At 61.4% G+C, this 14,760-nt stretch carries 12 protein-coding genes; 8 read left to right on the top strand and 4 right to left on the bottom strand.

Translation table 11 applies throughout. The annotated features are described in order from the left end of the window. Positions 1–8: 8 nt before the first annotated feature. The gene (locus NL528_RS34775) at positions 9–740 is read right to left on the bottom strand and encodes a FadR/GntR family transcriptional regulator (RefSeq protein WP_309178888.1); all 732 of its coding nucleotides are present in this window, start codon (positions 738–740) and stop codon (positions 9–11) included. Between the two features lie 146 nt (positions 741–886). Here NL528_RS34775 and NL528_RS34770 point away from each other — a divergent pair, with 146 nt between their 5' ends. From NL528_RS34770 to NL528_RS34735, 8 genes are all read left to right on the top strand, one after another. Beyond that, positions 887–1,918: a TRAP transporter substrate-binding protein gene (locus tag NL528_RS34770; RefSeq protein WP_309178886.1), complete on the top strand. Its 1,032-nt coding sequence runs from the start codon at positions 887–889 to the stop codon at positions 1,916–1,918. A gap of 11 nt (positions 1,919–1,929) precedes the next feature. Further along, positions 1,930–3,783, top strand: coding sequence for a TRAP transporter large permease subunit (locus NL528_RS34765; RefSeq protein ID WP_309178885.1), 1,854 nt, complete (start codon positions 1,930–1,932; stop codon positions 3,781–3,783). 11 nt (positions 3,784–3,794) lie between these two features. Next, positions 3,795–4,772, top strand: coding sequence for an NAD(P)-dependent oxidoreductase (locus NL528_RS34760; protein ID WP_309178884.1), 978 nt, complete (start codon positions 3,795–3,797; stop codon positions 4,770–4,772). Between the two features lie 28 nt (positions 4,773–4,800). After that, a complete protein-coding gene (locus tag NL528_RS34755; RefSeq protein WP_309178883.1) occupies positions 4,801–5,304 on the top strand; it encodes a GDSL-type esterase/lipase family protein in 504 nt (167 codons plus the stop codon). Positions 5,305–5,495: 191 nt separating this feature from the next. Beyond that, complete coding sequence (locus NL528_RS34750) at positions 5,496–6,692, top strand: ABC transporter substrate-binding protein (RefSeq protein ID WP_309178882.1); 1,197 nt, start codon at positions 5,496–5,498, stop codon at positions 6,690–6,692. Positions 6,693–6,714: 22 nt separating this feature from the next. Further along, positions 6,715–7,572: a branched-chain amino acid ABC transporter permease gene (locus tag NL528_RS34745; protein ID WP_309178881.1), complete on the top strand. Its 858-nt coding sequence runs from the start codon at positions 6,715–6,717 to the stop codon at positions 7,570–7,572. Continuing rightward, positions 7,572–9,368: a branched-chain amino acid ABC transporter ATP-binding protein/permease gene (locus tag NL528_RS34740; protein WP_309178880.1), complete on the top strand. Its 1,797-nt coding sequence runs from the start codon at positions 7,572–7,574 to the stop codon at positions 9,366–9,368. Before NL528_RS34745 ends, NL528_RS34740 begins: the two co-directional genes overlap by 1 nt. After that, entirely contained in the window at positions 9,349–10,098 is a 750-nt protein-coding gene (locus tag NL528_RS34735; RefSeq protein WP_309178879.1) for an ABC transporter ATP-binding protein, read from the top strand. Before NL528_RS34740 ends, NL528_RS34735 begins: the two co-directional genes overlap by 20 nt. 130 nt (positions 10,099–10,228) lie before the next feature. Here NL528_RS34735 and NL528_RS34730 read toward each other — a convergent pair whose 3' ends face one another. The 3 genes from NL528_RS34730 to NL528_RS34720 form a co-directional block, all read right to left on the bottom strand. After that, the gene (locus NL528_RS34730) at positions 10,229–11,662 is read right to left on the bottom strand and encodes a S8/S53 family peptidase (protein WP_309178878.1); all 1,434 of its coding nucleotides are present in this window, start codon (positions 11,660–11,662) and stop codon (positions 10,229–10,231) included. Between the two features lie 93 nt (positions 11,663–11,755). Beyond that, entirely contained in the window at positions 11,756–12,700 is a 945-nt protein-coding gene (locus tag NL528_RS34725) for a hypothetical protein (protein WP_309178877.1), read from the bottom strand. A gap of 40 nt (positions 12,701–12,740) precedes the next feature. Next, entirely contained in the window at positions 12,741–14,567 is a 1,827-nt protein-coding gene (locus NL528_RS34720) for an adenylate/guanylate cyclase domain-containing protein (protein WP_309178876.1), read from the bottom strand. Between the last annotated feature and the right edge of the window lie 193 nt (positions 14,568–14,760).

The raw sequence follows: 14,760 nt of genomic DNA, 5'->3' as shown, positions 1-14,760 counted from the left end.
GTCTGGTGTCAGCCCTTCGGTCGCGCCGTAAATTCGCGTCCGCGAATCCTGACCAGGTCGTCGGCGGAATTTTTCAGCAGGACATTGGTCGCCTCGCGCGCGCCTTCTTCATTCCGCGTTGCAATCGCTTCCAGCACGGCGTGATGCTCGACCAGCGCCCGCGCGCGGTGCGAACCGCGGGCGGCGATGGTAAAACTCTGGCGCAGCGTGATGTCGAACATCTGCGCGATCGGCCAGAAGAACTCGTTGCGCGTTGCAAAGTAGATCGCCTTATGGAATGTGATGTCGGCGGCCACGAATTGTTCGTCGAGTTTCGCCGACGCCATCCCCTCGTAGCCGGTGCGGATCAGCGCGATGTCTTCCTCTTCGGCGCGGCTCGCCGCCAGCGCCGCGGCTGCCGGTTCGACCGCGCAGCGCAGCTGAAACAGTTTGGCGAGGTAGTCGTCCATATCTGCGGTTTCGAGGCGCCAGCGCAGCACATCCGGATCGAGCTGGTTCCATTTCTGGGGCGGGCGCACCCGCGTTCCGCTCTTGGGGCGCGATTCAACCAGGCCCTTGCCGGTCAAAGTCCGGATCACTTCGCGCACCACCGTCCGGCTGACATCCATCATTTCGCAAATCTGCATTTCGGACGGCAGGGTTTCGCCGGCGCCGACGTCGCCACGCACGATGCTGATCCCGACCCGGTCCGCGACCTGGCTGTGAACGTTGCGGATCAGGGCATTGGAGCTTTGAAACATCGGAAAGCCTTTTGGAACGGGCGCCGGGGCAAACAGCCACTCTTGCAAACGTCATTCGTTTAGTCATACAATATGATTAAAGTAGTGCCAAGCTCCGCCGTGACAAGAGGGCGGGCGAAAGAAAATCCGTTCCCGGGAGGAGCATCATGAGGTCGAAGCCGGTCAGCCGTCGCGTCGTTCTGCAATCTTCGATCGCCGCGACCGCCTGGATCGCCGCCGCGCCAGCCGTCATCGGGCAGGCCCAGGCCGCCACGCTCAAACTCAAATGCTCGTCGTCGCTGCCGAACGATCCCAAATATGCCAACGGCCGCGTCTACTATGACAATCTGGTCAAGAACCTGAAGGCGAACGGGCTTTCCGAGCAGGTCGACGTCACCTTCTTTCCCGACAATCAGCTCGGCCAGGAAATCGACGTCATCAATTCGGTCAAGCTCGGCGTGATCGACCTGATGGTGTCGGGTTCATCGATCTCGGCCAATCTGGTGCCGTTGGTCGGCACCTTCGACCTCGGCTATCTCTTCACCAGTTTTCCGCAGCAGACCAAGGCGTTCGATTCAGGCGCCGCCAAGCCGATCGAGGACGCGCTCCTGAAGGGCGCCAACATCCGGATCATCGCCTGGGCCTATAATTTCGGCGCGCGCAGCGTGCTGGCCAAGAAACCGGTGAAGACGCCGGAAGATCTCGCCGGCCTCAAGATCAGGACGCTGCCCAATCCGATCATCACCGAGTGTCTCCGGCTGATGGGCGCCGCCGCCACGCCGCTGGCGTTCGGCGAAATCTACACGGCGCTGCAGGCCGGCGTGCTCGACGGGCTGGAACATGATCCGCCGACGATCCTCGCCAGCAAGTTCTACGAAACCTCGAAACATTATGCGCTGACGCAGCATATCTTTTCGCCGCTGGCGATCTATTTCAGCGACGCCACCTTCAACCGCATGGACCCGAAGCTGCGCGAGGGATTCCTCGACGCCGCGAAAAAGGCCGCCGCCGACAGCCGCACCCACGGTCTTGCGGTCGAGAAGGAGGCGCTGGCCGCGCTTACCGAGAAGGGCGTCACCATCGTCGAATGCGACAAGGAAGCCTTCCGCAAGCGCGTGCTGCCGCAAACCGACAATTTCATCAAGGCCCGCCCCGAAGCGAAACCCGTCGTCGACATGATCCGCGCGACGCAGGCGTGAGGCAGGTGGCCATGTCAATCGCCGCGGCGTCGCCAAGCGGCGGCCACCGGATCTCGGCTACGCTGCTCTCGGTGAGCGACGCGGTCGCCGCGATTTTGCTCGCGGCCGATCTCCTGATCGTCTGCGTGTCGGTGCTGCTGCGCTTCCTGTTCAATGCGCCGGTCGAGTGGGCCGACGACGTCGCCCGCGGGCTTATGGTCGGATCGAGCTTCTTCGGCGCCGCCAGCGCGCTGGCGCGCAGCGAAAATCTCGGCGTGGCGTTTTTCATCGACAGGCTGCCGGCCGGCATCCGGCGCCTGGTCGATGCCATCGGCGCGCTGCTGGTCACGGTCATCGCCTTCTATGTCGCGTTCAACGCCATCAAGATGGGCTGGCTGACCACCGGACAAACCTCCGGCTCCGGCCTGCCGCTGGAACTGACGTTCTATCCAATGGGTGTCGGCGCGCTGTTCATGACGGTGTTCGCCGCCGAGGCTTTTTGCGCGCGTCACCTGCGCGACATGGTCGCGGGAGCGCTGGCGACCGCGCTGATCGCCGGACTTTATGTCGCCTGGGATTTCCTGTCGCCGGATTCAGTGCCGTCATCAGGGACGCTGATGCTGGTCGGCTTCTTCATCACGCTGTTCGGCGGGTTGCCGATCGGATTTGCACTGGCGCTGGCGGCGCTGATCTTCATCTGGGTCGAGGGCACGCTGCCCGGCGTCATCTTCGCGCAGCAGATGGCGCGCGGCATCGACAACTTCGTGCTGCTCGCGATCCCCTTCTTCATCCTCGTCGGCTATCTCATGGAAGCCAACGGGATGTCGGTTCGCCTGATCGAACTGCTGCAGCGTGCGGTAGGCCGCATGCGCGGCGGCCTGAACGTCGTCATGGTGACGTCGATGGTGCTGTTCTCCGGCATCTCCGGATCGAAGATGGCCGATGTCGCCGCCGTCGGCTCGGTGCTGATCCCGGCGGCGCGCCGCTCCCGGCAGAATCCCGGCGGCGCGGTGGCGCTTTTGGCGGCCTCTGCCGTGATGGCGGAAACCATTCCGCCCTGCATCAACCTGATCATCCTCGGCTTTGTCGCCAATCTGTCGATCGGCGGATTGTTCATGGCAGGGCTATTGCCGGCCGGGCTGATGGCCCTGGCCCTGATCGCGGTGTCGATCATCTTTGGCAAGCGCGCGCCGCCGGCTGAGGATGACAAGCCGCAAATTCCGATGTCCGGCTTGTGGACCGGTGCCATCGCCTCGTTCGGACTGATCTTCATGATCTTTGCCGGCTTCAAGAGCGGATTTGCCACCGCCACCGAAATCTCCGCTTTCGCCGCGGTCTATGCCATCGTGATCGGCAGTATTGTTTTCCGCGAGCTCAGCTTCAAGACGGCCGCGCATAGCTTTGTCCAATCGGCGACGCGCTCGGGGCTTGTATTGTTCATCGTCGCCGCCGCGCAATCGCTGGCGTTCATCCTGACGCTGCAGCAGGTGCCGCATGCGGTGGGCGAGTTGATGCTGTCGATATCGGGAACGCACGGCGTCTGGCTGTTCACGCTGCTGTCGATCGCGGTGCTGATCGTGATGGGCTCGGTGCTCGAAGGCGCCGCGGCGCTGATCATCTTCGGGCCGTTGTTGCTGCCGGTTGCGGTCAAGCTCGGCATCGATCCCCTGCATTTCGGCGTCGTGCTGGTGATCGCGATGGGGCTCGGCCTGTTTGCGCCGCCGCTGGGCCTCGGGCTCTACGGCGCCTGCCTGATCGGCAATGTGCCGATCGAACAAACGATCAAGCCGATCATGGGTTATCTGGGATTGCTGCTGCTGTGCCTGCTGGTGATCGCCTTCGTACCGGCGCTCTCGACCGCATTGCCCCGCGCCCTCGGCTATTAGGAGATACCGTATTGAAAGTGCTGTTGGCCCATACGCCGCAGATGCGGCGCCAATATTACGGCGAGCGCAGCCTCGGCGGTTTGCGCGCGGTGGCCGACGTCAAATTGCACGAGGGTGACGACGCGCTCGATGCCGCGCACCTGATCGACGCTGCCCAAGAGGTCGATATCATCGTCGCCGACCGCCTGACGGAAGGGCGGGGTGAGATCTTTGCAAAACTTCCAAAGCTGCGCGCCATGGTCCGCTGCGCGGTCGATATTCGCAATATCGACGTCGCGGCGGCGTCCGCGGCCGGCGTGCTGGTCACGCGCGCCGGGCCGGGCTTCATTCAATCGGTGGCGGAACTCGCGCTCGGCTTCATGGTCGACCTGTCGCGCGGCGTTTCGCGGGCGACGGCGGACTATCATGCCGGACGGATGCCTGATGTCACGATGGGGCGGCAACTCGCCGGCAGCAGGATCGGCATCATCGGCTATGGCAGCATCGGCCGCCACCTTGCGGGAATTGCAAAAGTGCTCGGCATGGAAATTCTGGTCGCCGATCCCTTCGCGACCATCAACGATGCCGCGATCCAGCACGTACCGCTCGACGATCTGCTGGCGCGCGCGGATTATGTCGTCTGTCTCGCCATCGCCAACGAGCAGACCGAGAATCTGATCGGGCCGGCGGCATTGTCGCGGATGCAGAAGCACTCCTTCTTCATCAATTTGTCACGCGGCAACCTTGTCGACGAAGCCGCGTTGGCGGCGGCGTTGCGCGAGAACCGCATTGCAGGTGCCGCGCTCGATGTCGGCCGGGCGCTCGACCAGATGCCGACAATGGAGCTTGCGAAATTGCCGAACGTCATCGCGACGCCGCACGTCGGCGGACTGACGCCGGACGCGATCGAGCACCAATCGTGCGAAACCGTTCGCCAGGTCGAGAAGATCATCAAGGGCGAGATTCCCATCGGTGCCGTCAACGCCGATCATTGGACGCGCCGTCCATGAGCGGTCACCCAACTCTGCAGGAGAAGACATGAAATCGCGCGGTCTTCGGCTCGGAACGCTTGGATGCCTGGCATTGCTTGCCGCCTTCGGCGTTGCATCGGCTGACGCCGCAACGGTCGTGGCCCTCGGTGCGAGCAATACCTACGGCAAGGGCGTGGCGCGCAATCAGGCCTATCCCGCACAGCTCGAAGCGATCTTGCGGGCGAAAGGGTTGAACGTCCATGTCGTGAATGCCGGCATCAACGGCGACACCACGGCAGGGATGTTGGGACGTCTGGACAGGGTGGTCCCGAACGGCACCAGCGTCGTTATCCTGCAGCCGGGCGGCAACGATGGACGCAAGCACAGCGCGGATCGCACGGCCGAGATTCAGAGCCGGCTGAGCGCCCGGGGCATTCCTGTCATCATGATGGCCAACAACATGCTGAAGGGCTTGCCGCATCAGCCCGACGGCCAGCATTTGACGCCGGAGGGCTATCACATGGTGGCCGAGCATCTAGCGTCTCAGGTGGCGGCCTCGATCGGCCGATAGGAACCGGGCTCATGAAGCAAGCATCGCGGTAATGTCGCGTCATCCGGTCATAAACGCTGGACAAGCTGTCTGCGTCAGGCTCAAATTTGACGCGCGAAATTCAACCGCGGCCGTGAGCCGCGGAGCACGAACGAAACGGACGCCCGCAGCCAACGACGGGTGCCGAATAAGGAAACCAAAGGGAGCATCACATGGCCATTTCACGTCGTGACGTCATATTGGGCAGCGCCGGCGCACTCGGCGCTGCAACATTTTCATTTCCAAAACCCGCCATTGCCCAGACGGAACCGATCAAGATCGGTTGCCTGGCCGCAATGACCGGGCCGAGTTCGGCGCCCACCATCGGTTTCAACCGCGGCGTCTACTTTGCAGCCGACGCGATCAATGCCGCCGGCGGCGTCAAGGGCCGCAAGCTCGAGATCGTCATGCGCGACACCCAGGGCGATCCGACCAAGGCGGTGAATGCCACACAGGAATTGATCAGCCAGGCCAAGGTTCACGGAATCTGGGGGCCGCTCAATTCGGGCGAGGCGCTGGCCACCACGCCGATCATGGCGCGCGCCAAGATACCAAACATCCACCCTTGCGTCGTCGAAACGCTGATCGACACCACGAAATTCCCGAACGCCTTCCGCATGGCGCCGTCTAACAGCCAGTGGGACGACGCCGTCCGTAACTACTGCCTCAATATCCTCAAGGTGAAGAAGATCGCCGTAATCGGCGATACCACGGGCTATGGCGTGACCGCGGTCGGCGCATCGGTGGCTGCGTTCAAGAAGGACGGCGCCGAAATCGTTTATCAGGCCAATATCGATGCAACGCAGCCAGACATGACGCCCGACTTGCTCCGAGCGAAAAACGCCGGCGCCGAAGTCATCGTGGTGTGGAGCGTCACCACCGGCATGGAAGCGCGCATGTTCAATACCCGCGCCGCGATGAACTGGGATGTCGCGTTCGTCGGCCATCCCTCGCTATCATCGGGCGAGATCGCGGGCCTGGTCGAGAAGCCAGCCAATTGGGAAAAAGTCTACGCCATCGGCTACAAGAGCGTCAGCTATGACGGCGCCGGCAAGCTGCCCGCCAAGACCCAGGATCTGGTCGATCGTCTGACCAAGGCGAGGGTGGCGATGAACGACACGCTGTTGTGGTGGATCGCGGGCGGCATCGACGCCGTCGAGTTGTTCGCCAAGGCAGTCGAAACCAGCGGATCCACCGAGGGCGCGGGCATCATCGCGTATCTGAACTGGCTGTCGAAATACCCGGGCTATTTCGGCGACTACACCTTCAACCCGACCCAGCACAACGGCTATCCGACCGAAGAGATCGTGATGTCGGAGGCGCGTTCGGCCAGGAACGGCACCTTCGCACTGGCGCCGGGATACACGTAAGCGGTCGGAGAGGGCGCGGCCAATGCTCGCCTCCATTCTCGCATCGGGTCTTGCGGCGGGCGCGATCTACGCGCTCGTCGGCGTCACCTACAACACCATGTTCTCGACCTCGCGGGTGATGAGCTTTACCGCGGGCCAGCTCGCCATGCTTGGCGGCGTGTTCGGCTCGATGTTCACGCTGAAGCTCGGCATGCCCATCGTCGTGGGCTTGCTGCTTACATTGGTCGGCTGCGCGATCATCGGCATTATCACCGAATTCGTCGCGGTGCGGCCGGTGCTGAAAAGCCTCGACCAGCACCTCTACGTGCTCTCGACCCTGGCGCTGGCGCTGATGATCCAGCAGGTCGCGGCGATCAAATGGGGCACCGAGCCGCAGCCGTTTCCGCGCCTGATCGGACTCGGCAGCGGGGTCTTTGACGAAAAATTCTGGCTGCCGGTGGTGGCCTGCGCGATCACGATTCTCGGCCTCGAATATCTCTATCGGCGTACACTGGTGGGCCGCGCCTTCGTGGCGATCGCGGAGGACAATTTCGCGGCGCGCGCGCTCGGTCTGCCCGAGCGTAATCTGCGCGTCGCCAGTTACGCGCTGGCCGGGGTCGTCGGCGGCATCGCCGGATTTTCCGGCGGCGAATTGCTGCTTGCGTTCTTCGCCAATGGCGCGCTCTTGAATTTCTACGGTTTTGTGCCGGTGGCGCTTGGCGGACTGGGCAACAACCGCGGCGCCGTCGTCGGCGGGCTTGCGCTCGGCCTGTTTCAGCAGGCGGCGAACTTCCTCGTCGGCGGCATCTTCTCATCCGTCGCCGTGTTCACGCTGTTCATCGTGGTTCTGCTGGCGGCGCCGCAAGGCCTGTTCGGCGCGTCGACGGCGCGGAGGGTGTGATGACCGCCGTCACCGCAACGCCACATCAGGAAGCCGGCGCCATCCGCGCCGCGCTGCCGCAGCTGGCGCCGTTTCTCGGCATTCTGGCGCTGGCGGTGATGCTGCCCTTCATCAGCAACGACTATTGGGCGCTGATCGGCACCCGCGCGGCGATCTATTGGGTGCTGGTGTCCGGCCTCAACCTGGTCGTCGGCTTCGCCGGCCATCTGGCGATCGGCTATGTCGCGCTGCTGACGCTCGGCGCCTACACCACCAGCGTGCTGGTCGCCGGCAATGTGCTGCCGCCGGTACCGGTCTTTGCCGCGCTGCCGGTCGCGGCCATCGTCGGCGCGGTGTTCGGCGTCATCGTCGGCCTGCCGGCGTTGCGGTTGCGCACCTTCTATTTTGCAATGTCGACGCTCGGCTTCGCCACCATCGTTACCCAGATCGCATTGGCCTGGCAGAGCGTCACCGGCGGCGGCATCGGTATATCAGGACCGGAATTTCCTGCGCCGTTCAATACCGCGTGGGGATTTTACTTTCTCTGCACCGGCTTTGCCGCGTTCACCACCTGGATGAGCGCCAACATCGCGCGCAGCCGGTTCGGCCGCGCTTTGATCGCGGTGCGCGATGCCGAAGTCGCGGCGGAAGCCACCGGCATTTCAAAACCGAAAATGCTGATCGCGATCTTTCTGTTCGCCGGGGCGCTGGCGGCGATCGCGGGCGGATTGTTTGCGAGCCTGCAAACCTACATCACGCCGGACGCCTTCACCTTCGACCTGTCGGTATTGTTTTTCATCGCGATCCTGATCGGGGGCCGCGGCTCGATCCTGGGGCCGATGCTCGGTACCATCATCCTGACAATTTTGCCGGAGATCGCCGCACCGCTGGCAGCGTGGTCGACATTCCTCTACGCGGTGTTGCTGCTGGTGATCGTGCTGGTGATGCCGGGCGGCATCGCGGCACTGCTCGATTTCCGTAACCGCCGCCCGCTCGCCAGCAACCGCGCGATTCTGCTGCGTCCCGCCGCACTGGCCGATATCGTGCGCCAACGCGCGGGCGGCAGCGCGCTCGCATTGCGCGACATTTCGCTCAGCTTCGGCAATGTGCGGGCCATCGATGGCCTCGATCTGGATGTCGCACCCGGCCAGATCCACGGCCTGATCGGTCCCAATGGCAGCGGCAAGACCACCACGCTCAACGTGATCTCGGGCTATTACGCCGCCAAGGCCGGCACCATGACGCTCGGCGACGCCGCACTGCCGCCGGGCATGCCGGCGCTGCGGGCTGCGCGCGGCATTGCGCGCACCTTCCAAACCCCGCGCGTGATCGGCGAAGCGTCAGTGCTGCAGAACGTGATGATCGGCGGCACCATCGAGGGCAAGGCGAGCTTTGTCGAGGCGATGCTGGCGCTGCCTCGAAACCGGCAGGACGAGCGCATGCTTGCCGCCAAGGCGCGGGCGCTGCTGGGTGTCGTCGGACTCGAGCCGCTGGCCGAGGTCCGCGCCGACCGCCTGCAGCACAGCGAGCTGCGCTTCATCGAGATCGCGCGTGCGCTGATGCTGGATCCGGATTTCCTGCTGCTCGATGAGCCCGCCGCCGGTCTTTCCAGCGACGAGATCGAGCGGCTGGCCGGGTTGATCAAGGCGATCAGCGGGCGCGGCACCGGCGTGCTGCTGGTGGAACACCACGCCGACCTGATCTTCGACATCTGCCACCAGGTCACCGTGCTCAATCTCGGGCGTACGCTGGCGGCGGGAACGCCGGCCGAGATTCGCGTTCACAAGGAGGTCGTCAGTGCTTACCTCGGCGGCTGAACCTCTGCTCGCGGTGACCGCGCTGGAATCCGGTTACGGCAAGATCCGCGTGCTGCACGGGATCGATTTCAATGTCGCCGCCGGTGAAGTGGTGGCGTTGCTCGGCCCGAACGGCGCCGGCAAGACCACCATGCTGCGCGCGCTGTCGGGATTGCTGCCGGTCAATTCGGGCCGGGTGCGGTTCGACGGCCGTGACATGACCAACGCCACGCCGCGCGACGCGGCGCGCGCCGGCCTCGTGCACGTGATCGAGGGCCATCGCGTGTTCACGCAGATTTCCGTCACCGACAATCTGTTGCTGGCCGGCTACGATCTTCCGCGCAGCGAACGCGCTGCGCGGGTCGAGGAAGCCTTGTCGTTCTTTCCCGAGATCGCCGAGAAACGTCACGAGCGCGGCGGCGCGCTCTCAGGCGGACAGCAGCAGATGCTGACGGTGGCACAGGGCCTGGTGCGCCGTCCGCGGCTGTTGATGCTCGACGAACCCTCCGCCGGGCTGTCGCCGGTGCTGGTCGACCGCGTGCTCAACGTCATCGGCCAGTTGCGCGGGCAGGGCACCGCGGTGTTGCTGGTCGAACAATTGCTGGAAAAGGCGCTCGCCGCCGCCGACCGCGTCTACGCGCTGGTGCAGGGCAATATTGTGCTGCAGGCGCCGACCAGCGAGAGCAATCTGCCGCAGCGGCTCGAGCGCGCCTATTTCGGGCACGAAAGCCACGCGTCGGCCGCGTCTTGAAGTCGCTTCGGAATAGCTTGCCCCCGTCAACGGCGATCGTTGGATGCGCCGTCGACGCGATGACGAAATACAGCCGTTTGGCGCCCGTGCGCACGCGTTCCGGTCGCGTCGCGCCACATAGGCATGAACATCAGCGTTTGGCGCTCGGTTCCAGGGCTGACAAAGTGTCTCTCACGTTGATTATTCCGTTTCCGAGACGTTGATTCCAGGTGGGACCTTCCGTCTTTCGCGCATTGGCGTTGAGGGCTTTCCTCAAATCGTCGGGGGTAAGACGCCTTTGGTCCCACCCGCTGCGGATTGCTCCGATGATGCCCGCAGCCACACCACAGGCGGCCGATGTACCGGTGTTGGCAATGTAGGGCGACCCGGTGTTGCCAACGAATGGTTCGGCCGTATTGCCGATGAACGCATCGCCGACATCACGGAAGTAACTCGGAGCACAAAGGTCTGGCTTTAACAGCGAGAGTAGCTGTTGCCCGGGTCCCTGAGACGAATTTCCCATCCACCGGGTATCGGTCCGAACCGCTCCTACGGTCACCACTCTCGGGTGCGAATTTGCGCCGTAGATACTGTTACCAGGTCCAACGTCCCGCTTTCCGCAACGTCGATCAGGACAGAACTGCCCGCAATTCCCGGCTGCAAAGACAACATCGATGGCGTCGTCTACGATCGCGTCAACCAGCATGTTAAGTGGATGGGCTGGTTTCTCCGTGTAATCGCCAAGCGGCACCTCAGTGGTTCGGTCGAAAATCGACCAGGCATTTACGAGTACCCAAGGTCCATCCCACGGACCAACGGCGGTTCCACGCAAGAACCCGATTAGCTGTTTTAGTTGAATGAAAACATGCAAAGCGGTGCTGATGAAGCCCGGCACATCACTAATTCTCAATGGGATCAGCGGGACATCATAAAACGTTGCATCTGGCGCAACGTCGACAATGTTCCGAACCATCATCAAGCCATGACCGCGAGTAGTCGTGCCCGGCCCGATAGTCCCGTTCGCAAGTCCTCCTCCAAAGTTCCGAACTTTCGTTGCGTCGAAACCTTGGTCAATAACAACAATGTTGACGCCACGCCCGGTTAGCCCCCGCTGCCTTAGCACGCCGGATTCTGTAAGCGACGCGGCGGCATTTCTGTCGCCGAACAGGATCTCATCGACGTTTGCAGGACAGAAGAATTCCGATTCAGAGACAGAAAGATCGGCGCCCACGCCCAAAACAGGTTCGAGTTTATCCTGATCGCGCGCCCTTCTATTTGCGTCTTCGACCGCCTTGCGAAATAGGTTCAGATCGGCCAAATCCGGCATATCTACAGAAATAACTAACTGGTCGAGGGGAGGCAGGTCCTGTGGCGGTGTCTGCGCGAGTTGAACCTGCCAATCCAGTAAGGGAATTCTGAGATTATTTAATGGCCCCTTGAAATCACCCAACAGTTGGCGCAGACGCTCATCCACCCTCAAAAGGAGCTTTTCATCTTCTTCCGGGCTTTTGGTCTTTGCCGTACTTCGGTCCGGTAACGCACTCGAAAAGTCGTCGCGACGTAACACGATCAGCTGTCGAATCATGTCAACGGCTCCTTATGCTTGAACGATCGACATCGTCGCTAAAGCACTCCACACCCGGGTGAACGCGGAGAGTCGCGACGTAACCGCAAGAGCTCACTGCCATTCCGCTTGGGCGACGGGAATAAGACCGGCAACGCTCGGGCACTGAAGCAGGAGTGCCAAAGTTTGATCGCCGAGATATTTCCCGGCCTTGCTATCGGAAGGATAGTGCAGGCCCAGCACCTCCCTGTTGCGCGCCACTCTCTCGGCAAGGCGCCGCAGCGGAGTGCTGTCAGGGTCGGCGAGATCTGTTTGGGTGCTCGCTGCAGCAGGCATAACTCGCGCGAGGATTCCCGCCAACAAGTACGATTCCGTAGCGTGCCCGCTTGGATAGGAGGCGTGGCCCGGGATGTCGATCGGGGGCATCAGCGACGGCGAAAGTTGAGATGGACGCGGCCGAGGCGGGAGCGGTGGTGGGCCTGGTGGTGTATTCGCGCCCGGATTGAATTTATAGTGCATCGCCTGGAATTGGCCGACACGAAGGGCGATTTGGGCCAACAGGTAAGTCGCGGGATGTGAGGACTTATTGTACATTAACAGCCCAGCCCAATACACGGAGATATTATCTCGCTGTGCTAAAGCCTCGGACATGACCCCTGGGCGATAGTCCACCAACGCCAGAAGCTCATCTAGTTCGTATTGCAGCCCTGCCCCAACGGGAATAGGCGCCACAGCCTGAAGGTTGAACTGGTCCCAGCCCGGAACCTGGACAAATTCACCGAGCGCAACGATGGAAAAATGGAACGCGCTCCATGCGTGTGTAGGAAATTTCGTGGCCGCCGTATTCGCGAACGGTGCAACAAGGTCCGCAGGCGGCCATTTATTCCCTCTGAACCAATCTTCGTTGGCAAGTTTTCTCAGAGCTGGTGAAACCCCAATGGGGCGTATCAAACTTGATGCGCCGCCTGATGCTCTTGAGCCATTCGCGCCGTCTGCGCCGTCTGCGCCGTCCGCACCGTCCGCACCATCCGCACCGTCAGCGAGTCCAAATGATCTCATCTGATCCTCCTCCGCGTTCCGGCTGCTTTTCGCTCTCAGGTCATTCTGGGAGGCCAGCCGCTCTCAAATGCTGCATGTATCGCTCTCTGATTTTCGCATCCCGAAAAGGCTGCCGGGTTCGCTCGTAGGTTTTCAACCGAAACTCCGGCTCGATTCTAATCATCCTGGCCGCGACATCGCGCGCTTCTTCCAGTCGGCCTACACCAACGAGGCCTGCGATCAGGATTCTATGGTTAGCAGTGTACAGGCCGTTCTCGTTGAAGGACATCCTGCCCCACTTCACCGATTCCGCAAATTCACCTTTTGCGTAGAATGCGAGGTTGAGAAACATATAGAAGCTGAAAAGACTTTGATCGAACGGTGAAAGGCGCAAAGCGTGCTGGGCGCGACTGACCGCCTCCTCAGCCTCTCCTATATAACTCAACGTAGCGCTTGATAATATCCAGGCTAAAGCGTGATTGGGGCATGCTGCAAGTGCCCGATCGAAGTACATTTGAGCGCCATCGTATTCATGAAACAGAAATGACTTCAGGTGACCAAAAGTAGCGAGTGCAAGTGCGTTCTGCTCATCCAGTTCTATCGCTCTTGCGGCTAGCTGGATGGCTGTGACGGCATCCTCACTCGGGTTAAGCGACCAGCCCTGACCGACATACAGGCTATGCCACCGTGCCGCCCATGCGACGGGCATAGCGAAGTGTTGATCTTCGGCAATTGCTTTGTCTAAAAATTCACGCGCTCGCAGGAATGTCTGTTTGTCGAGGCTGTTGATAATCTGTATCGCCCTGAGAGAGTAGTCGTAAGCGGTGAAACTTTCCGGTCGTTTTCTCATCGCATTACGCAGCTCGGTTTTGCGAACGTTGGGCGCAATACCGGCAACAATCTTCCGAACGATATGGTCCTGAAGATCGAACAACTCGCCGGGTGGGACTTCCACCGCGTCGCCCCACAGAGTTTCGCCTGTCGCGGAGTCGCATGCCTGGATTGACACACGGACCAAACGGTCGGATCGGCGAACGCTTCCAAAAAAAACGTAGCGAGCACCCAAGGCCCGGCCGACCTCACCAGGATCAGGGGGAGGACCGCGGTACTTGATAGTCGAGGCGCGCGAGATAACAAAAAGCTCGTGCAGGCCAGCCAGAGACATAATTATGTCTTCGACTATACCGTCGGCAAAATAGTCATCGGCCGGATCGCCGCCAAGATTTTGTAACGGCAGAACAGCTATGGAGGGGAGGTTCTCACGGTGGCGGCGAGTCGGAACGACAATTGTCGGCGCGTCCACACTAACTGCATATACTCGTACAGATTTCTCCAGGTTCTTAAGCTGGATATAGCCAAGGTCTCGCGCCAACTTGCCAACCGTGCCGCGCACGACATCGTAGACAGACTCCGATAGCAGCACGCCACCCGGCTCAGCGTGTTCCTGCAGCCTGGCGGCCACATTTACACCATCACCATAAATATCAAATTCGGTGGCTATTATATCTCCTAGATTAATTGCGATACGCAGGGCGATTGACGGGGATTGTTGGTCGTTCTCGATTTGAACGGACGGAACCAGGCGTTGGACATCTTGCGCCCATTCGACCGCATCAAGAGCGCTGGAAAACTCGGCAAGAACTCCATCGCCGGTCAATTTGACCAGTCGGCCACGGTACTGAGAGATACGAGGACGGATTACCTCGTCGAGAATTTTCATCCAGCGGCGGTGCGTGCGGTTCTCATCGCTGGCCATCAGGATGGTGTAACCAACGATGTCCAGGAACGCGACAGCTGCTAACCGTCGACTAATTGGAACGGCGCCCTCTTCACCCAGAAGCGAATCGTTGGAAGAGGGGATTGCCTCGGGTTCCGCCGAAACTGGCATCGTCGCCCCGGGTTGTATCGGCCCATTTTCACAAGCCTTTACACTGCCAGCTTTTCTTAGCGCGTGCAATATGTCGCCCTTGGAGTTTCTGGCGGCCAAATGCCGCGAACGCCGAACAGCAATCGCCGTCTCAAAAGAGCGCCGTCAATAACCACAACAATTGCGTCTATAGGTACTGTATCGACTTCGGTAT

Source organism: Bradyrhizobium sp. Ash2021 (assembly GCF_031202265.1).
In the GTDB taxonomy this organism is placed as follows: Bacteria; Pseudomonadota; Alphaproteobacteria; order Rhizobiales; family Xanthobacteraceae; genus Bradyrhizobium.
The sequence above is the reverse complement of the archived record's forward strand: the minus strand, read 5'-3'. Positions and strand labels throughout refer to the sequence as shown.

Coding starts and splice junctions, on each gene's coding strand:
- NL528_RS34740 (WP_309178880.1), top strand. CDS start 7,572: ATGACCGCCGTCACCGCAACGCCACATCAGGAAGCCGGCGCCATCCGC.
- NL528_RS34775 (WP_309178888.1), bottom strand. CDS start 740: ATGTTTCAAAGCTCCAATGCCCTGATCCGCAACGTTCACAGCCAGGTC.
- NL528_RS34765 (WP_309178885.1), top strand. CDS start 1,930: ATGTCAATCGCCGCGGCGTCGCCAAGCGGCGGCCACCGGATCTCGGCT.
- NL528_RS34730 (WP_309178878.1), bottom strand. CDS start 11,662: ATGATTCGACAGCTGATCGTGTTACGTCGCGACGACTTTTCGAGTGCG.
- NL528_RS34725 (WP_309178877.1), bottom strand. CDS start 12,700: ATGAGATCATTTGGACTCGCTGACGGTGCGGATGGTGCGGACGGTGCG.
- NL528_RS34755 (WP_309178883.1), top strand. CDS start 4,801: ATGAAATCGCGCGGTCTTCGGCTCGGAACGCTTGGATGCCTGGCATTG.
- NL528_RS34750 (WP_309178882.1), top strand. CDS start 5,496: ATGGCCATTTCACGTCGTGACGTCATATTGGGCAGCGCCGGCGCACTC.
- NL528_RS34720 (WP_309178876.1), bottom strand. CDS start 14,567: ATGCCAGTTTCGGCGGAACCCGAGGCAATCCCCTCTTCCAACGATTCG.
- NL528_RS34770 (WP_309178886.1), top strand. CDS start 887: ATGAGGTCGAAGCCGGTCAGCCGTCGCGTCGTTCTGCAATCTTCGATC.
- NL528_RS34745 (WP_309178881.1), top strand. CDS start 6,715: ATGCTCGCCTCCATTCTCGCATCGGGTCTTGCGGCGGGCGCGATCTAC.